Here is a 20,608-nt window from a genome sequence, read left to right on the forward strand (position 1 = left end):
GCGCAGGTTTATTTCGGCTGGGCGCCGGTATGGCACGCCGCCAACTGGCGGCAGATGGCCTTGGGGTCTGTATAGATCCGCCGGCCCTCGACGACCGCTTCCGGTTCGACATGGGCGATGGTGTCCTCAGCGAGGATCAGGGTCGGCGCGTTTTGATGGTCTGCGTCGAGCAGGGCGATGATCTCGGCACGCGGACGGGCATAATCGACCCGCACCAGGGTGATGGCCTCAGCCCAGTGCGGATTGACCGTCATGGCGCCCTCGATCGTGCAGCAATCGGCGCACAGCCACGGACCACCATCGGCATCATCCCAGGCGCCCGTGAGCAGGAAGAGGATGTCCTGGCCGGTCTCAATGTCAGGCTGATCCTGCATCATCGCGTCACGATCCTGATGGCGAGTGTGATCCAGAAAGCCAGCAGGACGAAGACGCTGGCGGCGAAGCAGTAAAAGCGCCAGCGCAGGTGATTGCTGGTCGTATGGATGATCGCATGGACGATGCGCAAACCAGCCCAGACCCAGGCCAGGGCCAGCAGGACCGGCCCGCCGACCTCCAGCACAATCGCCAAAACTACACCGACAAAGAACAGGATCGGCGTTTCCAACTGGTTGTGGAACGCATTGGAGACCTGCTGGACCTTTTTCGGCCAGGCCATTTGTCCGAGCATGATGTCAGCCGGTTTGACCTTGCCGGCGGCAATCGAACCCGTGCGCAAGAATGCGGTGGCAAACAACAGCACGAAGGTCAGGGCGACTTGTACCAGCAGCGGGTGGATCAAAGCATCAGACATCAGGCTTCTCCTTGAAACGAATGGGTGAAAGCGGGGTAGCCACCCCGCCGCCGCCCGGCAATCACTGCCCAGGCATGACCTCCATGCAAAGATGGCGGCTTGCCCTGCCCGATTGGATCATCAGCTGGTGGTCGGATAATTCGGCGCTTCGCGGGTGATCTTGACGTCGTGGACATGGCTTTCGCGCAGGCCGGCATTGGTGATGCGCACGAATTGCGCCCGCTGGTGCAGGTCGGCGATCGTCTTCGATCCGGTATAGCCCATCGCCGCGCGCAGACCGCCGACCATCTGGTGCAGGATCGGACCGACCGGGCCCTTGTAGGGCACCTGGCCTTCAATCCCCTCGGGCACCAGCTTCATGCGCTCGGTGTCCTTCTGGAAATAGCGGTCGGCGGAACCAGCCGCCATGGCGCCCAGCGACCCCATGCCGCGATAGGATTTGTAGGAGCGGCCCTGGTAGAGGAAGACCTCGCCCGGCGCTTCTTCGGTCCCGGCCAAAAGCGAGCCGACCATCACGCAATCGGCCCCGGCGGCGATGGCCTTGGCCATGTCTCCGGAAAACTTGATGCCGCCATCGGCGATGATGCAGGCATCGGTACCCTCAGCGGCGCGGCGCGCATCCATGATCGCGGTCAGCTGCGGTACACCGACACCGGCGACAATCCGCGTCGTGCAGATCGAGCCTGGCCCGATCCCGACTTTCACGCAGTCCGCCCCCGCCTCGATCAACGCCTTGGCGCCGTCATAGGTCGCGACATTGCCGGCCACGACACGGGCCAGGCTGGAGGATTTCTTGACCCGGGTCACCTGGTCGAGAACCGACTGGCTCTGGCCGTGCGCCGTATCGATCACGATCACATCGACCCCGGCATCGATCAGCGCCTCGGCGCGCTCGAAACCGCTGTCACCGACCGTCGTGGCCGCCGCACAGCGCAGTGCACCCTGGGCGTCCTTGGCGGCATTTGGGAAGGCTTGCGCCTTTTCCATGTCCTTGACGGTGATCAGGCCGATACAGCGATCGCTGTCATCGACGACCAACAGGCGCTCGATACGGTGCTTGTGCAGCTTGGCGCGGGCTTCGTCCTGGGAGGCACCGACCTTCACCGTGACCACGTCGCGGGTCATCAGATTGCCGACCTTCTCATTGGGGTCATCGGCGAAACGGACATCGCGATTGGTGATGATGCCGACCAGCTTGCCCGGGCGCGACGGCGTGGCGCCTTCGACGACGGGAATGCCGGAAATCCGGTGCTGGGCGATCAAGGCGCGCAGATCGGCCAGCGTCGCATTCGGCGAGATCGTCACCGGATTGACCACCATGCCGCTTTCATAGCGCTTCACCCGCCGCACTTCCTCGGCCTGCTCGGCGATGGTGAGATTGCGGTGGATGACGGCGAGGCCACCGGCCTGCGCCATGGCGATCGCCATACCGCTCTCGGACACGGTGTCCATGGCGGCGGCGAGCATGGGAATCTTCAGCGAAACATCGCTGGCCACGCGCGTCGCGACATTGGCATCGGCGGGAAGAACTTCGGACGGGCCCGGTTGCAAGAGCACATCATCGAAGGTGAGACCTTCACGAATCTCCATGGGAGACTCCTCATTGCTGCTTGCGGCGCGGCAATAAGCCGGATTCGAGCGCGTGGCAAGGGAGGGATGCGGACGGTCGCAGAATTGTCGCGGTATGGGATGCCTAATACGCGTTCGTGGAGCGAGCCCGAACACCTAACTTCACCAAACGCGCACGGCGCAGGCCTCGCCATACTTTGCTTGCCAGCCAGCAGGCCGCAGTGAGTTCGCGCCGTCAAGGCCGCCTTCGGCGCCGCGAAGCGGGCATGCGCCTTGACGGCGCGAACTCACTGCGGCGAAATCTCTGCAAGAAAAGAATGGGTCGACCCGCGCGCTGCGGCGCCTGTCTTCAAAACGTCCAACTCGCCCTAACGCAACCAGGAAAAGGCCCGTTTGAGAAAAGCGAGCGCATCGTCCCTGACCGGCTCCCCATGCGCAAACAGGACGGTTGTGACCGGCCAGGCAAGGATTTGCTCGATGGCGGCGCGCGCCCGCTTCCGGTCGCGGAAGGCGAGACGGAATTTGCGCGGGACGGCGGGTTCGGGGCCGGTCATCCGGTCCCAGCGCGCGACCCAGCGCCGCCAGCCGGAATACCAGTCGTCCGGCAGGTGCTGGATCAGGTCGGTGAAGATCACCGTGCCGCTGGCCCGATGGAAGAAGACGACCTCGGTGGTGATCGCATTGCCGCGCACGACGACCTGGTCGATCTCGCCTCCCCAGGCCGGATCGGCGCTGTCGGTCAGCTCAGTGTCGAATTTCAGATTCTGGAGTTGGGCCGCCATGCCCGGCGCGCCGTGCAGGCGGGCGGCTGGATAGGCAGACTGCCAGTCGGACAGGCCGAGATGGTGCAGGCTGTTGGGCGCCACGATATGGGCGACCAGGCCGAGCGCGTCGATCTCGCGCTTGCAGGCTTCGTTCAGCGCCACGGGCGACCACACCCAGAGCCGGTCGTCATCGAGACGGATAACGACCATCCGGGTTGGATAGTGAAATCCCGCTGCGGCTGTGACGACATCGCCGGACGCGGTCCAGATCCCGTCTGACAGGCACTGCAAGGTCGAATTGTCCGTTGTTGCGGCCATGTGGTCACGCTAGGCACCTTGCGAGTGTCGGGCAAGCTGCGGCGACCCCGCGCCCGCCACGCGGCCCCATTTCCGCCCGCAAATGACCTTGCCGCCTCCCCGCTCTTGCCCTGCGGCACGGCTGCACTGACAGTGCGCCGGGTGAGGCTGGCGCGTTCCATCGGCCAATGGGGAGGCCCACATGCGTAGACGCTTTCGCAAGCGCGACGATCAGGCAGGGGTCAATATGACCGCGATGCTGGATATCGCCTTCATCCTGCTCATCTTCTTCATCGTCTCCATGACTTTCCCAACGGAAGAGGGCATCGATTGGCGCCAGCCGGATGCGACCGGCGCCATATGTGATTGCCCAATACCAATCCTTGTTCAGATCGACGGCGACAACCAGGTATTCGTCGATCGCGACCGAATCGACATCGATCGGCTCATGGCGGCGCTTGATCGGATTCTCGCCGAAGAACCGAACAATGCTGTGCTGCTGGAAGTCCATGACGAGAGCAGTCACGGCGTTGTGGTCAGGATCTGGGACGAATTGACCGCCAACCGGATACCAACATCACTTCAACGCGCGTGGGAGGCCGACACCTGAACCCCTACCCCTTGAACCCCATCGCGACAACAAACGTCTCGGCGCTTTCCGAGCGGCTGGCGTCGGGCTTGAAGTGGCGGACTTTCTCGAAACTGGCTTTGAGGAAGTTGAGCAGCTCACTGTCGGATCCCCCCTGGAAAACCTTGGCGATGAAGAAGCCACCGGGCTTGAGGGTTTCGACCGCGAAATGGGCGGCGAGTTCGGCCAGGGCGACGATGCGCAAATGGTCGGTGGTCTTGTGGCCGGTGGTCCAGGGCGCCAGGTCGGAGATAACAGCATCGGCGGCGCCGCCCATTTCCGCCTTCACCAGATGCGGGGCGTCGTCGTCGGTGAAATCCTTTTCCAGCAAGGTCGCACCGGCGATGGCTTCCATTTCCAAGAGGTCAATGCCGACCACTTCCGAAGCGCCGGGCTTCAGCGCCACCTGCACCCAGCCGCCCGGCGCCGAGCCGAGATCGACCACGCGCATGCCCGGCTTGAGCAGTTTGAAACGCTCGTCCAGCTGCAGCAGCTTGTAGGCCGCGCGCGAGCGATAGCCCTCCATCTGGGCCTTCTTCACATAGGGATCATTGAGCTGGCGCTGCAACCAGCGTGTCGAAGAGGATTTGCGTCCCCGCGCGGTTTTCACGCGCTCGAACATCTGCTTGGCAGCGCGGGCGTCACCGCCCTTTTTCATCGGACCGGAGCGGCGGCCGCGACGCTTGTCGCTACTGCCCCAACCGGGCAGGCCAGCCTGGTCAGGCGCGCCCTCACCGTCCGCCGGCGTTTCATCGCCTGGCTGGTTGGTGTCAGGGCTTTCACCGTCCGGCGTGCCGTCTTCAGGTTTTTGATCGTCATCGCTCATGCGTCTGATCCTGTCACGTCCGGCGCTGCATCGCCCGCCTTTTTGCGGCGACGCCTGCGCTTCTTGGACTTTCGCATCAGATTGAGCAACATGCCTTCGCGCAAGCCCCGGTCGCCGACCCGCAACCGGTCGGCCGGCCACATCTCGGCCACGGCCTCATAGATCGCACAGCCCGCCAGCACCAGCTCGGCCCGGTCGGCGCCGATGGTCGGCTCTTGCGAGCGACCGTGAAAATCCAGTTCCCGCAAGCGCTTGCAGGCATCGAGCGCCTCTTCGCCACTCATCCACAACCCGTCCACCTTGGACCGGTCATAGCGGGGCAGGCGCAGATGCACGCCGGCCATCGAGGTGACGGTTCCCGACGTGCCGACCAGATGGGCGCGGCCCTCATTGAAGATCGGCCGCATGGCCTTGGCGCCGCGCGGGGTCTTCATCAGGTCGCGCGCATAGGTCTTCATCTCCTGATACCAGTCGGCCCGGTCCTCGCGTTCGGGAAAGCGCTCCGACAGGGTGACCACGCCAACAGGCGTCGAGGTCCAGGACTTCATCGGCGGACGCCCGCCTGACCCGCGGCCACCACGGCGGCGCCATTCGGCCAGATCGACCCAGGACAGTTCGGTCGAGCCGCCACCAATATCGATCACCAGCGCTGCGTCGCGCTCTTCATCGAGCAGGTCGACGCAGCCATGTACGGCCAGACGCGCTTCCTCTTCCGCAGAGATGAGGTCGAAGGTCAGCCCGGTCTCGCGCTCGACGCGGTCGAGGAATTCGGCACCATTGTCGGCCATGCGGCAGGCTTGTGTGGCGATGGAGCGGTGCTTGACGACGTTCTGGCGGCGGATCTTGTCGGCACAGACCTTGAGCGCCTCGACGGCCCGATCCATGGCCCCCTGCGACAGCGCCCCCGACCCGGTAATGCCCTCGCCCAGCCGCACAACGCGCGAGAACGCGTCGACGACATGAAAGCTGCTCCCGGACCGTTGGGCCAGCAGCATGCGGCAATTATTGGTTCCCAGATCGATCGCGCCGTACACGGGAGCTGGCGCGCGTTTGCGCCCTCTCCGCTTGCGTGCGGCGGCATCACTGCCCGGATCAGACCGGGACGATGGCTCCGCCATGATTTACCTCTTGCCGACCGGCGCGCCACATCCGGGTTCGGGAGGCGCGGCTCGAATCGGGCTGTTTTCCTGTTGGTTGCAGAATACAAGGAAGTGATTGACCTGCAAGGATGCGTGACGTCTGGCAGTGCAGGCCGTAGCTTATTGCAAGAAACACCCTAGATAGGGTCCCGGCGCGCGAGGATGGTCCGCGCGCGTTCGAATATGCCAGAGTGTGTGCCAGAGTAAGATGTCATGATCATTCGCGACGCCAAATTCGGACTGGGCGATGTGGTTCGCCACCGGCTCTTCCCGTTCCGGGGGGTGGTGGTCGATGTCGATCCCGAGTTCGCCAATACCGAGGAATGGTACGAGTCCATTCCCGAAAATGTCCGACCGTCCAAGGACCAGCCCTTCTACCACCTGCTCGCCGAGAATGATGAAAGCTATTACGGCGCTTATGTTTCGGAGGGCAATCTCCTGCCCGACGCCGAGAACGGCCCGGTCGAACACCCGCAGATCGCCGAGGCGTTCGAGGGCTTCGATGGCACGCGCTACCAGCTGAAAATGACGCCGGACCAGGCGCACTAAGGTCGGGCGTCCATCCGAGTGCCAACGCGCCTCGGCCTCGTTTTCCCTCCAGCCCGGCCATCCCCATCGACCGGGTGGACGAGGTCCCCCGGACAAGCCGGGGGATGACGGCGTTTGGGGAAATTTCGGGTTAAACAAGACTTGGCGCAGCGCGCCCAGCGATCCATTCATCCCTTGCGGGAAGAAAGCCGTATCCGGTTCTTGAGCTCAAGGGTTTCAACCGCGAAGCGGCGCCTGCGGCGCCCTTGACCTCAAGAACCGGATACGGCCCGCTGGCTGACATGGGATTTATGGATGGGTTCGCGCCGGGCGCGCCGGATTCTGGATGCGAGTCCGTGTCTTCCCCACGCGACCCAGCAGATCGCTGCCCGAAACGAAAAAGGGCGGGATCATCGGTCCCGCCCTTTTCATGTCTAGTCGGGATGGTTGCCCACCCTCAGACCTTGACCACTTCCTGCTCGATCGCGCCGAAGATGGACTTGCCGTCGGCATCCTTCATCTCGATGCGGACCGTGTCGCCATATTGCATGAAGGGCGTGGTCGGCTTGCCATCATTGATCGTCTCGATCATGCGGATCTCGGCGATGCAGGAATAGCCGACACCGCCCTCACCGATCGGCTTGCCAGGGCCGTCATCGAGCTTGTTGGACACTGTGCCCGAGCCGACAATCGTGCCGGCAGTGACCGGGCGCGTCTTGCCGAGATGGGCGATCAGCTGGCCGAAATCAAAGGTCATATCGACGCCGCACTCGGCCTTGCCGAACAGCTCGCCATTATATTTCACCAGCAAAGGCAAGTGCAGCTTCCTGCCGTCCCAGGCGTCGCCCAGCTCGTCCGGCGTCACGGCGACCGGCGAAAAGGCACTCGGCGGCTTGGCCTGGAAGAATCCGAACCCCTTGGCCAGCTCGCCGGGGATCAGCCCGCGCAGGGAGACGTCATTGACCAGCATGACGAGGCGGATGGTCTTGGCAGCGTCCTCGACCGAACAACCGGCTGGCGCGTCACCGGTGATGACCGCGACCTCGCCCTCCATGTCACAGCCCCAGGCCGTGTCGCCAAGCGGGATGTCGGCGCGTGGGGCCAGGAAGGCGTCGGAGCCGCCCTGATACATCAGCGGGTCGGTCCAGAAGGTGGCCGGCATCTCGGCATTGCGGGCCTTGCGGACCAGTTCGACATGATTGACGTAGGCCGAGCCGTCGGCCCACTGGAAGGCCCGCGGCAGCGGCGACAGGGCTTCACGTTCATGGAAGCGCTCGCGCGGGATGGTTTCACGTTCCAGCTCATCGGACAGTGAGCGAAGCTCCGGCTCGCAGCGCTCCCAGTCGTCCAGGGCCGCCTGCAGCGTCGGCGCAACCTGTCCGGCGTCAGCGCACCAGGCGAGATCCTTCGAGACAACAACCAGCCGGCCATCGCGGCTGTCGGATTTGAGCGTTGCGAGTTTCATCCTGTCACTTCCCTGTGCATCGATTGTGGTTCCGGCGTGATGAGCCGCCGGCTGAGTGTGGCGTAAAAGGCTGACGCCCATTTCGCAGCAAATGAAACAGACGGGCGCAGCTCCGTCCGGACGCGGCGCCGGACACGGGTCAGGCGGTGAGGCTAGACCGGATGGAATTCACCGTCTGCCCCCATCCACTCCAATATCCCGTTATGGATCGAGAAACGCGCACCGTGCAGCTGCAAACCGCGATCGGCGATCGCCTGCTCGACAAAGGGGAATTGGTGCAGGCGTTCGATGGAGTGGCGGATCGAGTTCAGTTCGAGCGCGTCGCAGAGCGTTTCGCTGTCGGCATCGCCATGACGGGCCCGCACTTCGGCGCGGGCCGGCTCGAGCGGTTCCAGCCAGGGGCCAACATATTTGAAGGACAGCGAATCGAGGCCGGAGACACAGGCCGCGACGCCGCCGCACTGGCCATGTCCCATGACCACGATGTGATCGACACCCAGGGCGCTGACCGCAAATTCAATCGCCGCCGACACACCGTGGCGTCCACCATCATCATCCATCGGGGGGACGAGATTGGCGACATTCCGGACCACGAACAGATCGCCCGGACGGGCGCTGAAGACGACCGCCGGGTCGACCCGGCTGTCGGAGCAGGCAATGATCAGCGTGTGCGGGCTTTGCCCCTTGGCAAGCTCGGCATAGTGCGCCCGCTGGGTCTTGTAGGCATCGCGGCGAAAGTCGCGATAGCCGTCCAACAAGGGTTTGGGAGGAAGGATGGTCATGGCGTCGCCCCTGCGTCTGTCCAGCAAACATGGTCGGTCACATCGATAGCGCCGTTTTAGTTGCAACAGAAACCATTTAGAAGCCCGGCGCCGCAGCCAGTCCGAAGCGCGCACAAAAAAGCGGCCGGAGCACAACACGCCCCGGCCGCCAGTCTGTGCAGCATGCAAACCTGTCTGGGAGGATCAGTTTGCCGAGGTGCACGAGGCCATTGCGAGATTCGCGATCACTTCATCCTCGCCGGACGAGGCGGCGTCAGCAGCGCGGAAATCGGCCAGGGCCGCTTCCGTATTGCCGGCCAGCCAGTGGGCGGCACCGCGATTATTGAGCGCCCGCCAGGCATTGCCGCGCAGGGCCAGCGCTTCGTCGCAAGCCGATACAGCCGCTTCGTACTCACCACTTCCGGCATAGCCGGCGCAGAGATTGGACCAGGCAGCGGTCTTGTTGCGCGATGACAGGCCGGTCTCGACCAGACCTTCGCCGATCAGGACTGCGTTGGGCCATTCGCCACGCTCGACAGCGTTGTACTGGGCGCGCACAGTGCCATTGGCAGTGCGGTGGCCGACCAGGGTCGGCTCGGCGTCACAGGATTGGGCGAATCCGGCAGGCGTGGCGATGGCGGCCAGGGCGGCCGCAAGAATCATTGAGCGCATGATCAATCCCTCCGATATGAGCGATGCGGTAAACACTGTTCATATTTAGAACGAAGTTCCGCGAATGGAATTGACGATATCATCATCCTTGGAATACATATTCGTATGGATGACTGGTCTGATTATCTCGTCTGCCTCGCTGTTTCCGAAGCAGGCAGCCTGACCGCCGCGGCCCATGAGCTCGGCGTCAGCCAACCCACGGTCACTCGGCGCCTGCAGGCACTGGAGTCCCGTTTCGGTGAACCCCTGTTCGAGCGCGAGCAAGGCCAGACGCGCCTGACCCCGCTTGGACAGAAGGTCACCGCCCATGCGGCCCGGATGCGCGATGAGGCTTCGGCCATCGAGCGCGCTGCCATGGCCCAGGACCAGTCCCTGTCCGGCCTGGTCGTCGTATCGGCGTCCGAAGGCCTTGGCGCGGACTGGCTGCCACGGGCGCTGGAAAGTTTCCAGGCCGACAATCCCGGCATCGGGATCGACATCACCATCAAGAACAACTCCGCCAACCTCGCCGATCGCGAGGCGGATATCGCGCTGCGCTGGAATGGCCCGGGCACCCAGCAAAGCCTGGTCGGCCGGCGCGGCGCCACCGTCGGAGCTGGCCTCTATGCCGCCACGCGCTATCTCGACAAGCATGGTCGCCCCGAGACTGTGGAAGATCTCGCTGACCATGCCGGTGTCGGCTGGTCGATCGGCGATTATTTCGGCTGGCCGTCAACGCAGGCTGGTGCCCCGGTCCTGCCCCGCCATGTCTCGTTCAAGTCGAACAGCCCGGCCTCTCACGTCAAAGGCCTGGAAGCCGGGTTCGGGGTCGGCGTGACCTCCCACCGCCTCGCCCGCAGCAGCCAGTATCTCGAGCGCATCCTGCCGGACTTTGAAAGCTCGCTGGACCTGTGGGTGGTCGCCCATGAAACCGTCCGCAAGAGCGCCCGCGTGCGCGCCGCCTACGACCACATCATCGCGCAGATGAAAGCCGACGCGGCCTATTTCAGCCGCGGCGAACCGTCGACGCTCTAGCCCCGGAACAAAGCCGTCAGGACGGTCGCGCCGGTATGGCGAGAATGTTCATGGCGATGGAAACACGATCCCGCGGACCGTTGTGCGGCCGAACGGCATGCATGAGCCAGGACGGAAAGATCACCAGCTTGCCCGGCTCCGGCCTGACCCGGTGCTGGGACAATTGCTTGGTACCGTCCTCGTCCTGGAAGACCAGATCGGGCGCATTCATGCGCACGCTGGGAAAGCGCGGGTCCTGGGCCACGAAAAACCCGTCCTCGCTGTCGCCGCCATCGTCCAGGTAGAAGCTCGCCGACCAGAACGAGCCCGGATGGCAATGCATCTGGTTCGAGGCCGCCGCCGGCGAGACATTGGCCCACATCTCCATGTCCATTTCGTAACGGGACTGCCCCTGGGCCGCGACGACATCGCTGGTGTGACGGGCACATACCGCCATCGTCTCGCGCGCGAGGGCAATAGCGGCGTCGCCGCCCCATTCCAGCATCGAGGTGTCCGAGTGCCAGCCATTGATGTTCGAGCGTGAAATCCCGGGATGCTCGGCCCGGCGGGCGCGGACCCGTCCAAGCAGCGGCTCGATCCATGACTGGGCCTGTTGCGGCCAGATCTCGATCAGGGGCGTCGCGAACAGCCGGTTTATGCGGCTGCGCGACGCCAGATTCCAGTCCGCCATCAGTCCTCATCCCCGTAAATTGCGACCACCGGCTCACCGCCTTCGCTCAAGCGCGCCCGGTACATGCCGGGCGTATTGAAACTCCAGGCAATTTCGCCACTGGGCGTGAGCGCGACGATGCCGCCATCGCCGCCCATCGCCGTCAGCTCGTCGCCGATGACCTGATCGCTCGCCGCCTGCAGATCGAGCCCCTGGAACTCCACGAGGGCGCAGATCCGGCTGGCGACGGTCAGGCGGATGAAATATTCGCCCGTTCCCGTGGCTGAAACACCGCAACTGGCATTGTTGGCATAGGTCCCGGCGCCGATGATCGGACTGTCGCCGACCCGGCCCCAACGCTTGGCAGTCGTTCCGCCGGTCGAGGTGCCGGCGGCAATGTTACCGGCGCGGTCCAGTGCGACCACGCCGACCGTCCCGAAGCGGTGCTCGCGGGCGTCACGATCAAGCTCGCCATGATCAACCCCGACCGGTGCCGGCGCGCCCTCGGGACGGGGCGGAATTGGCAGCCCCTGGCTACCCAGCGAGCGCTCCATTGCGGCCCAGCGACGCTCGGTAAAGAAGAAGGCCGGCGGCACGATTTCCAGATCCTGCTCACGGGCAAAGGTCTCGGCCCCCTCGCCCTGCAACATGACATGGCGGGAATTGTCCATCACCGCCCGGGCCAGAGAGATCGGGTGGCGAACCTGCGTCACGCCGGCGACCGCGCCGGCCTCCAGGGTCGCACCATCCATGATCGAGGCGTCCAGCTCATTGCGACCGGCGGCGGTGAACACGGCGCCGCGCCCTGAATTGAACAGAGGGTCGTCCTCCATGCCGTGGATGACCGCCTCGATTGCGTCAAGCGAACTTCCACCGGACTCCAGCACCGCTTCACCGCGAACGAGTGCAGCATTCATCGCATCGCGATACTCGGCCTCACGCTCCGGCGTCATGGCGCCACGCTGGATGACGCCGGCACCGCCGTGAATGACCAGGGCCCAGCGGCCCTCCGATTGCGCCTGGCTGGCTGCGGTTGCAAGCAAGGCACCGGCTGCCGTGACGGCCGTCATCATGAAACGAAGCATGTGAAAATCTCCCCGTGATCCACTCACAGGTTCCCGCGACCGTGCCGGTCTGGCAAGACGTCTCAGGCGGAATTGACACACAGCGGACGCAGCCCGACCAGGCTGGCCTGTCCGGGGCCGACCGCGGCCCGGTCGAAATAGAGCTGGACACCCTGGACCGTCCAACCGCGCTGGCACCAGACGGTCCGGTACTCGGTGACGCAATCCCCGGCTTCCGCCGTCGCCGCCTCATCGGCAAATGTGTAAAGGCGTACGGCTCCGACCCGCTCATCATCGGTGAAGCAGGCAGCCACGCCATTGACCCGCTCGCCGGCCCTCAGGGTCGCGGTTCCGGCGCCGGCCAGTTGACGGCGGGTCATGCGGCGGGTGCAGAACTGGGCTGTACGCGGGGATGCGCCGCGGAAAAAGGCGCGGACCTGGCAGGGCCGGTCACGGCGCACCGCAATCTGCAGCCCGTAGAAATCATGGCCCGTTTCGGCGATCAGACTGGTGTGGAAATCGGTGGTCTGGCCGACCACCATCTCCTCACCTTCGCCGATCGCACCGAACGACACCAGCATCGCCACGACAAAGGTCGTCAACATGGGTTCATCGCCTCCTGATGATGCAGACTAGGCAATCAGGACCGCTTTGTCCGCACACTCATCAATCACAAGCGCGTGCGCTGGAGGGCGATCATTCGGCACGAACTGCGCTGCCCCGGACCCGCACCGACGCGCTGGCTTCGCGCCCGGTCTCGTCGATCGCGCTGACCGAGTAGAAACCCGGCCCGGTTGGCGTCCACAACGCTTCGCCCAGCGCATTCTGTGGAACGCGTTGCCCATCCGCGTACCAGCGAAGCGGTCCCGCCGCCTGGGCCGAAAGAATGAAGCCGCGCCCGGCCCGATCGGACCAGATCTCTGCGCCATCCGGCGGAAACAGGATGTGAGGCGCCGGATCCTGTTGGAAGGCCGTCAGCGTTTCGGGCAGCGCGTCCGGCAGAGCCTCGGGCGGCGCTTCACCGGTCGCGTCACCAGGCTCGACCTGGCTGACACCGTCAGCGATGCGGAACAGCAGCGGCAGGGCCGCTTCCCGCCCGGTCATGCCGTCGCGCGGGGCGCCGTCAGCGCGGCCGGACCAGACGACAATCGTGTAGCGGCCGACAATGCCTGCGGCCCAGGCGTCACGAAAACCGTAGGACGTCCCCGTCTTGAACGCGATATCGGGCGCATCCCGTGCCAACAGCGCCGGGACCCGGCCACCGGGATGTGGCGCCCGGCGCAATACCGCCATGATCTCATCCGCCGACTCCCCTGACATCAGCCGGAAACCGCCGGGCCGGGGCCCGGAGGCCAGCTCATCCTCATACCAGACAAGCGGGCGTGCCTCGCCACCATCACCCAGCGCGGCGTAGAGGACACCGACCTGGCGCAAGGTCAGTCCCGCGCCGCCCAGCGCCACGGCCAGACCGCTGTCCTGCCCGGCCTGGCGCGGTCGCAAGGGGCGCGCTCCGGCAAAGCCGAGCGCGGCGTTGAACCGCCGCGCGCCGACGCCATCCAGCGTCGTCACGGCGGGAATGTTGAGCGAATGCTGAAGCGCTTCGGCGATCGTCACGTCGCCCCGAAACCGGCGGTCGAAATTGTCGGGCTGGTAGCCGGAATAGCGACGCGGCAGGTCGGCGATCCGCGTCCCGGGCGCAGCCAGCCCATCGTCAAATGCCATGCCGTAAATGAAGGGTTTGAGCGTCGAACCGGGTGAGCGCGGCCGGTCGGTCAAATCGATCCAGCCACCCGGCCGCGACCGGCTGGCCGATCCGGCCATGGCCCGCACGGCACGGCTCTGCGTGTCGATCACCATCGCCGCAAACTGCACGTCTTCACCGGTCTCCGGCAATTCCGTCGCGAGACGCTCTTGCAGCATTCGCTGCAGGGCGCCGTCCAGCGTGCTCACATGATCGTACTGGTCCGGCCGAGCCCGGCGCAATTCCTCTGCCGCATGCCAGGCATCGGACGGGAAGGCACGTCGCTGCGGCGCCGGATCACCCAGCGCATCGGCGGCCGAGGTGTCGCGGGCCAGCCCGACGGTCGCCAGACGGTCCAGTACACGGCTGCGGGCCAGCACCGCCTGCCCGGGCCGCCGGTCCGGACGCCGGGCCTCGGGCGATTGGGGCAGCGCAATCAGCATGGCGATCTGGTCGATGGTGAGATCATCCGGCTCGCGCCCGAAATAGGCCCAGCTGGCCGCCCGCACCCCCTCCAGATTGCCGCCATAGGGCGCCAGCGTGAGATAGTGTTCGAGTATTTCACGCTTGGTCAGGCGCAGCTCCAGCTGGATAGCGCGCGCCATCTGGATCAGCTTGGCGCCGAAGGTCCGTTCGCGCGGCTCGATCAGCCGGGCCAGCTGCATGGTGATGGTCGATCCGCCCGAGACGATCCGCCCGGCAGCCAGGCTGTCACGTGAAGCGCGGACCAGGGCCGGCAGGTCGACACCCCAGTGCCGGAAGAAGCGCTCGTCCTCGTAAGCCAGCAGGGCCGTCACAAAATCCGGATCGAGCGTGTCGATATTGGCGGGCAAACGCCAGCGGCCATCCTCGACCGGAAAGGCCCGCAACACCCCGCCATCGCGATCCCGGACCACAGCCGACACCGCCCCGACTTCCGGCAGGGGCGGCGGCAGCATGCGTTCGAGGCCGAGCAGTCCGACAAAGCCCGACAGCGTCACCAGAATGACCCAGTATGCCCGCCCCAGTCCGAACATGATCAGTCGCGCGGCGCGATCACGATGCGGCGGGTTGCCGACCGGGCATAGACATCACTGCGATACATGTCTTCGACCACGGCTCCGGGAAGCGTGTACTCACCCGGCGTCACAGCGCGGACGATATAGGCCAGCCGGCGCGGCCGGCGCTGGGTCAGGTCCAATGCTGCGGCATAGCGGTCATCCCGCGTTTCGCTCATCGACGGCGAGACGATCTGGCCGAGCCAGGCATAGGCCCCGCGCGGCGCGCCCTCGGCCGGACTGATCTCGGTCTCGATCTCGAAACCCGGCGGCAGAAGGTCGGTCAGTATGGCCGGAATCAGACGCTGCTCGTGCGGTGACACGGTAATGTCGATAACAAGCCGATCTCCCTGAACAAGGCTCTCCAGATCGACAGCCCGGCCATCAAGACCGAGCACACGTTTTTGCACGGACAGGCCTTCGGCGGCGACGTCCGGTGCCTGGCGGGTTTCACCATGGGCCAGCTGTGTCACCCAGACAGGCCCGTCGCCCGCGGCCGTGAAGGTCAGCGCGCTATCCAGCATGTACGGCTGCACGGTGAAGACGGGACGTTCGTTGCTCGCCGGAGCAAAAGGCCCCTCGATCACGACACTATCCGCACCGCCCGACAGGCCTTGGGCTGCCATCAACAGGAAGGCTTTCTCCTGGGTGGTCAGACGGGCGGGTTCGGGCAGATCGGTCACGACCTGTTCGGCCAGGCGTGCGACACGCTCGGCATCGCCGGCCTCGGCGGCATAGGCGACGACACCGGCCAGGTCGCGGCGGGCGGACTGATACCAATCGCCCGGATTTTCATAGCCGATCAGCGCCTCGGCGGCGTCAAAGGCACTGAGCGACCGGGCCCGGTCACCGATCAGGTGAAGCGCCGCGCCGAGTTGCGCCAGGGCCAGCGGGCTGTCGATCTCGCCGAGACGTTCGTCATGCATGTAGCGAAGGCGCGAGCGGTCAACACGGCCGGCCCGGGCCAGCACGTAAAGCGCATAGGCCGCACTCCGGTCGGACAGGCGCTCGGCCGTGTCGGTCTGGCCGCGCCAGGAATAGATGGTGGTGGTGTAACCGCTGACCCGCCAGGTCTCCTGCGCGGCGACATGTTCCAGCACCGCATAGGCCCGGTCCAGAGCCGCCTGCGGCACGGTGTAACCGGCCGCCTTGGCCCGTTCGAGGAAGTCGACGGCATAGGCGCCGATCCACGGACGGCTGCCGCGGTCGCCGATCCGCCACAGGCCGATCGTGCCGTCATTGGCCTGACGGTTGAGCAGGGTCGAGATGGCGTCCTGGATAATCACCCGCGTGTCATCCACACCGTCAATTCCGGCCGCCTGTGCCAGCGGGTCCGCCATCAGGAGCGGCATGGCGCGACTGGTGATCTGTTCGGTACAGCCATAGGGATAGCGCGACAGGGAGCGCAGGAGCGCGTCCTCGTCCAATGGTGTTGGCGAGAAGCTCAGCGTGACGTCAGACCCGCCCGGCAGATAGGCCGCCAGCGCATCAGAGCCCAGCGTCCAGCTTTCACCCGGCAACATTCGGCCACGCGTCACTGTGGAGGATGGCAGCCAGGCCGAGCGGACCTCGATCGGATAACTGCGAGACACGGCGAAATCAGCCGGTCCGGCAACATCAAGCGCCACGGAGCCCAGGCCGGCATCGGCGCCCTCAAGCGCGTAGCGACGGTCAGCGCGCTGGCCCTGGTCCAGCGGGATGGTGTCCGATGCGGTACCGGTCACGGCACCATCGGCTGTCATGGTGGTCAGATAGTCACCGGGAGCGCCGTCGACATTGTCGATGGTCAGCGTCGCCGTCGACACATCACCCGGTGCCAGGAAGCGCGGCAGGATGAGTTCGGCGGGCACATCATCACGCACCGTCAGTGGTTGGGAGAGACCGCCCACCCCGCTCTCGCTCCAGGCCACAGCCATCAGGCGCAGCTCGCCATTGAAGTCGGGAATTTCCAGCGCGACAGTCGCCCGGCCATCGCGGCCGACCGAGACCGGTCCGCTGAACAGCGCCACCGTGCGGGTCGGCACCACGGTAAGACCGGCACCGCCGATCTGGTCGCCACCGGAGCGCACCGCCGCGGCAGCGCCCTGGTTGGGATCGAGCAGCCGACCGTAATCGTCATACAAATCAACATCGAGCGAGGACTGGCCGAAGAACCAGCTGACCGGATCAGGTGAGGCAAAGCGGGTCAGGGCCAGAATGCCCTCATCCACCGCTGCGACGGTCAGCCAGGCGCCCTCGCGCACCGGCCCGTCCATAGTCACGCCCAGTTCCAGCGTCTGGCGCGGGTGGACACGATCGGGCGCATCCAGTGTCACTTCGAATGTCCGACTGCCCATATCGACAGGCAGATAGGCGACGCCAACCGCCCGTCGCGGCGCCGGCTGGTCAACCGGATGGCGCGGTGTAAACAGGGAGACCATGGCGTAGGCGCCCGCGCCCCATTCCTCGGTGACGCGGAAGGACAACTCGGCACCGCTTTCCGGAATGGTCACCGAACGTGTCTCGATCACATGATCACTGGCGATGACGATTTCTGCCTCGCCGGCATAGGGCGGCAGCAGGCTGAGCGTGACCTCGCCACCGACCGGGGTCGGCGTGTCCGGTGTCGACAGGGCGACACGATCTGGCGCTTCGCTGCCGGCTTCTGCCGTCGCACCCCAGCCGACCCAGAAATCGGTCGAGGCTGTCTGGCCACTGGTGGCCTCGGTGACGACAAGACGGTAGCTGCCCCAGTCCAGGGCCCGGATGTCGACGGAAGTCGGCCCGTCGGCGACGCTGTTCACCACGCCCTGTTCGACCAGCACGATATTGCGCGTCCGGCGCCACTGCCAGCGGCCGGATCCGACGCGGTACCAATCGTATTCCCAGTCCACGCGCACCAATTGCCATTCCAGCGGTGTGGCGACGAGGTCACCAACCGGATCCAGGGCCACGACATCAATCGCGGTTTCGCGATTGCGCTGGGCGCGCCCGTCAAATTGCGGACGCAGGCCGGGAGAGAGATCGGCTGGGCGAGAGGGAATGCGCAGAGCGTCCGAGACCGGCCGGCCACCCGGTCCGATGGCCGAAAACACAGCCCGCACACGCAAGGGCTGGGTGGCATCACGGCCGGCCTCGCCCAGATCTATTGACTGAACCGCGCGACCGGCACCGTCGGCCACCGTGTCGGCCAGATCACGGGTAAACTCGCGGAAAGGCTCATCGCTGCGACCGAAACGGAAGTCGGCAAATTCGGAGAACGGCGCCGGATCAACCTCGACACGGACCCGTCCCTCGACCACCAGACCTGCGCCCGGCGCACCATAGAGGAAGCGAACATTGGCTTCGATATCGCGGACTTCGCCGGCACCGATCGCCGTCGTGTCATCGCCGGACAAGGTCAGACCGACGCGTTGCGGCACGAAGTCCTCGACCGAGAAGCGGACCTGTCCGACACGGCCATAGCCGTCCATCTCGGCGACAATCCGCCATTCGCCACGTGCGGCGGTGCGCGGGACATCCCAGGCCCAGCTGACACCGCCCGCATCCGGAGCGGCGGGGAAACGGACATTGGCCGCCTCGATACCGTTGGGACCATAGACGGTGAGATCGACGGGGCGGTCAGTGACGGCGAATGCCTCGGCATCGCGCAACAGGGCAGACACATGGACCGTCTCACCGGGACGATAGATGCCGCGGTCGAGATAAACAAAGCCATCGGCTCCGTCCGGGCGCTGCCGCCCCGACGTGTCCAGTCCCGACAGATCGACCGGATTGCGCTGGAAATCGAGCACGGCGAAATCATTGTCGGGGCCATAGGCGGTCAGCAGGCGCGGCGCCATGGCGCCCTCGCCGCGTGTCAACGGCCCCTCAAAGCGCGCCCGGCCGCTGGCATCGGTGGTCACCCCGGCCAGGACCTCGTTGGAGCGGGCAATCAGCTCGACCCGCACACCGGAGACCGGCTGGGCGGTCTGTAGCGAGCGGACCACGAAATCGACGCCGTCATTGCCGCGATAGGCGGTCAGGGCCAGATCGGTGATCACCAGCCAACGATTGGCGCGGGCCGGCGTGCGGTAGTCGTCATCGGCCTCGGCGGCGTCAACCACGGTGATGTGATAGGCCCCCGGTGTCAGCGTACCGATGGCTTCGGCGACCGGGAAAACGGTCGTCACCGGCGTGTTCAGCAGACCTTCCGTGTCCATCTCACCGCGCCAGATGACCTCGCCGACCGCGTCAGGATTTTCCTCTTCGCCGGACCAGTAATAATCGCCGGAGGCAATGTTGGCGCCCGAGGTGATGGAGCGGAAAGCAAGGGCCCGGTCATTGATGCGGCGAAGGGTGACCGCGACGCTGTCGACATTGACGGTTTCGATGGCCAGACCGTCAGCGTCGAGGCGCGGCAGGATGACCCCGTCGCCGGCAATGCCGACATAGGCGGGCCGGTCGCCGAAATCGACCTCGACGGTCTCATCGACCAGCAGGCCATCGCCATTGGCCGCGGGGAAGCCGGCACGCAGGGTCAGTGACTGCCCTTCGCCAAAACCGAGACCGCCAACGCACAAACTCTGCCCGCTGGCATCCAGGGCGATGGGGCGTTCAGGTGTGACGGCGACGTAGGAGGCGTAGTCGGCTTGGGGATCGAGCGGGTGGGTAAAGCCCAGGCACAGACGGGGCGCGTCATCTTCGACATCGATGGAATAGCGCAGGAAGGCGAACTGGCTGGGCGTGGCCTCTTCGGCGCGCGGCGCGCTGGCTTCTCGGGTCTCCAATTGCGGACCGCTTGCCGTTTCCTCGGAGCCGCCCGAACACGCTGCCAATGTCAGGGCCAAAGCCCCGGCCAACCAGACTGCATATCGCGTCGCCATCATGCCTCTCCCCTGAATGAAGCGACCGGGACCTTAGGACATGCCGTTGCGAAACGCACCCACAAACAGTCTGAAACTTTTGTGTTTTCGCGACCGCGCCGCTCGCCTGGCGGTGCGACGGGCCGAGCCGGTCAGTCGAGCGGGATTCCACAAAGCGCTGCCAGGGCGCGCCAGGGAATAGCCGCCGAAGCGAAGCCGACGAGGATGATGACCGAACCGACCCAGTATCGTGTGCCGGGCCGTCGGGCGAGCGCGAGGAATTGGGTCAGACCCAGAGCTGCCGCCGTCACCGCCGGCAGCGTCCCCAATCCGAAGCCCAGCATGATCATCCCCCCGGAAACGGCACTGCCAGACAACAGCGCGTACAGCAGCGCCGCGTAAACCATACCGCAGGGCAACAGCCCCCAAACCAGACCCGCCAGGACCGGGCTGGCGGACCGGAAGGCTCCGCCCAGGCGCGCGCCGAGAAAACGGGTCACCCCTTGGCCGAGCCGGTCCAATCCCGAGAGTGCGGGCGCCCAACCCATGACCGACAGTCCGATATAAACAAGCACCAACGCCCCGGCCCACCGCATGACATGGTGGGCTTCAGCGCGGTCAAAGCCGAAATAGATACCGGATCCGATCGCCGCCAGGACTGCGCCGGCGAGTGTGTAGGCGATGACCCGGCCCAGTTGGGCCAGCAGCAAGGTGCGGACCCGGTCACCGCGAGTCCCGTTCGGCGTCAGCGACAGGGTCAGGCTGGAGGCGATGCCGCCACACATGCCCACACAGTGCAGGCTTGAGGCCAGGCCCGCCAGAAATCCGCCCGCCATGCTGA

The 20,608-nt window shown here is 65.4% G+C and carries 18 protein-coding genes; 3 read left to right on the forward strand and 15 right to left on the reverse strand.

Going from position 1 to position 20,608, the window contains the following annotated elements:
* Nucleotides 1-8 precede the first annotated feature (8 nt).
* From ACN0X9_RS07380 to ACN0X9_RS07395, 4 genes are all read right to left on the reverse strand, one after another.
* Nucleotides 9-377: a DUF3088 domain-containing protein gene (locus ACN0X9_RS07380; RefSeq protein WP_417486972.1), complete on the reverse strand. Its 369-nt coding sequence runs from the start codon at nt 375-377 to the stop codon at nt 9-11.
* Nucleotides 374-790, reverse strand: coding sequence for an MAPEG family protein (locus ACN0X9_RS07385; protein WP_417486973.1), 417 nt, complete (start codon nt 788-790; stop codon nt 374-376). Before ACN0X9_RS07385 ends, ACN0X9_RS07380 begins: the two co-directional genes overlap by 4 nt.
* 120 nt (nt 791-910) lie before the next feature.
* Complete coding sequence (gene guaB / locus ACN0X9_RS07390; RefSeq protein ID WP_417486974.1) at nt 911-2,380, reverse strand: IMP dehydrogenase; 1,470 nt, start codon at nt 2,378-2,380, stop codon at nt 911-913.
* A 347-nt stretch (nt 2,381-2,727) separates the two neighbouring features.
* Complete coding sequence (locus tag ACN0X9_RS07395; protein ID WP_417486975.1) at nt 2,728-3,441, reverse strand: DUF4336 domain-containing protein; 714 nt, start codon at nt 3,439-3,441, stop codon at nt 2,728-2,730.
* A 181-nt stretch (nt 3,442-3,622) separates the two neighbouring features.
* Between ACN0X9_RS07395 and ACN0X9_RS07400 the strand changes: the two genes are divergently transcribed.
* The gene (locus tag ACN0X9_RS07400; RefSeq protein WP_417486976.1) at nt 3,623-4,030 is read left to right on the forward strand and encodes an ExbD/TolR family protein; all 408 of its coding nucleotides are present in this window, start codon (nt 3,623-3,625) and stop codon (nt 4,028-4,030) included.
* 4 nt (nt 4,031-4,034) lie between these two features.
* Here the strand turns inward: ACN0X9_RS07400 and ACN0X9_RS07405 are convergent, their stop codons facing one another.
* Together ACN0X9_RS07405 and ACN0X9_RS07410 are read right to left on the reverse strand one after the other, a co-directional pair.
* Nucleotides 4,035-4,706 (reverse strand): RlmE family RNA methyltransferase, encoded by a 672-nt coding sequence (locus ACN0X9_RS07405; RefSeq protein ID WP_417487029.1) that lies wholly within the window; start codon nt 4,704-4,706, stop codon nt 4,035-4,037.
* A gap of 164 nt (nt 4,707-4,870) precedes the next feature.
* Complete coding sequence (locus tag ACN0X9_RS07410; protein WP_417486977.1) at nt 4,871-5,992, reverse strand: Ppx/GppA phosphatase family protein; 1,122 nt, start codon at nt 5,990-5,992, stop codon at nt 4,871-4,873.
* Between the two features lie 234 nt (nt 5,993-6,226).
* On the opposite strand from ACN0X9_RS07410, the gene hspQ reads away from it, so the two are divergent.
* Nucleotides 6,227-6,562: a heat shock protein HspQ gene (gene hspQ / locus ACN0X9_RS07415; RefSeq protein WP_417486978.1), complete on the forward strand. Its 336-nt coding sequence runs from the start codon at nt 6,227-6,229 to the stop codon at nt 6,560-6,562.
* A gap of 436 nt (nt 6,563-6,998) precedes the next feature.
* On the opposite strand, the gene ACN0X9_RS07420 is transcribed toward hspQ, so the two are convergent.
* The 3 genes from ACN0X9_RS07420 to ACN0X9_RS07430 all read right to left on the reverse strand — a co-directional run bounded on the left by ACN0X9_RS07420 (nt 6,999) and on the right by ACN0X9_RS07430 (nt 9,439).
* Nucleotides 6,999-8,006 (reverse strand): fumarylacetoacetate hydrolase family protein, encoded by a 1,008-nt coding sequence (locus tag ACN0X9_RS07420; RefSeq protein ID WP_417486979.1) that lies wholly within the window; start codon nt 8,004-8,006, stop codon nt 6,999-7,001.
* A 152-nt stretch (nt 8,007-8,158) separates the two neighbouring features.
* Entirely contained in the window at nt 8,159-8,788 is a 630-nt protein-coding gene (locus tag ACN0X9_RS07425; protein WP_417486980.1) for a carbonic anhydrase, read from the reverse strand.
* Between the two features lie 183 nt (nt 8,789-8,971).
* On the reverse strand, nt 8,972-9,439 hold the full coding sequence (locus tag ACN0X9_RS07430; RefSeq protein ID WP_417486981.1) for a tetratricopeptide repeat protein: 468 nt from the start codon (nt 9,437-9,439) through the stop codon (nt 8,972-8,974).
* Between the two features lie 105 nt (nt 9,440-9,544).
* On the opposite strand from ACN0X9_RS07430, the gene ACN0X9_RS07435 reads away from it, so the two are divergent.
* On the forward strand, nt 9,545-10,453 hold the full coding sequence (locus ACN0X9_RS07435) for a LysR family transcriptional regulator (RefSeq protein ID WP_417486982.1): 909 nt from the start codon (nt 9,545-9,547) through the stop codon (nt 10,451-10,453).
* Between the two features lie 16 nt (nt 10,454-10,469).
* Here the strand turns inward: ACN0X9_RS07435 and ACN0X9_RS07440 are convergent, their stop codons facing one another.
* From ACN0X9_RS07440 to ACN0X9_RS07465, 6 genes are all read right to left on the reverse strand, one after another.
* Complete coding sequence (locus ACN0X9_RS07440) at nt 10,470-11,123, reverse strand: TIGR02466 family protein (RefSeq protein WP_417486983.1); 654 nt, start codon at nt 11,121-11,123, stop codon at nt 10,470-10,472.
* Complete coding sequence (locus ACN0X9_RS07445; RefSeq protein ID WP_417486984.1) at nt 11,123-12,187, reverse strand: isoaspartyl peptidase/L-asparaginase family protein; 1,065 nt, start codon at nt 12,185-12,187, stop codon at nt 11,123-11,125. Before ACN0X9_RS07445 ends, ACN0X9_RS07440 begins: the two co-directional genes overlap by 1 nt.
* Before the next feature lie 62 nt (nt 12,188-12,249).
* Nucleotides 12,250-12,771: a hypothetical protein gene (locus ACN0X9_RS07450; protein WP_417486985.1), complete on the reverse strand. Its 522-nt coding sequence runs from the start codon at nt 12,769-12,771 to the stop codon at nt 12,250-12,252.
* A 91-nt stretch (nt 12,772-12,862) separates the two neighbouring features.
* Complete coding sequence (pbpC, locus tag ACN0X9_RS07455; protein WP_417486986.1) at nt 12,863-14,923, reverse strand: penicillin-binding protein 1C; 2,061 nt, start codon at nt 14,921-14,923, stop codon at nt 12,863-12,865.
* Between the two features lie 2 nt (nt 14,924-14,925).
* Complete coding sequence (locus tag ACN0X9_RS07460; protein WP_417486987.1) at nt 14,926-19,791, reverse strand: alpha-2-macroglobulin family protein; 4,866 nt, start codon at nt 19,789-19,791, stop codon at nt 14,926-14,928.
* A gap of 128 nt (nt 19,792-19,919) precedes the next feature.
* A complete protein-coding gene (locus ACN0X9_RS07465) occupies nt 19,920-20,603 on the reverse strand; it encodes a sulfite exporter TauE/SafE family protein (RefSeq protein WP_417486988.1) in 684 nt (227 codons plus the stop codon).
* Nucleotides 20,604-20,608: the final 5 nt, after the last annotated feature.

Origin of the sequence: Maricaulis sp. (assembly GCF_048268525.1) — a bacterium.
In the GTDB taxonomy this organism is placed as follows: Bacteria; Pseudomonadota; Alphaproteobacteria; order Caulobacterales; family Maricaulaceae; genus Maricaulis.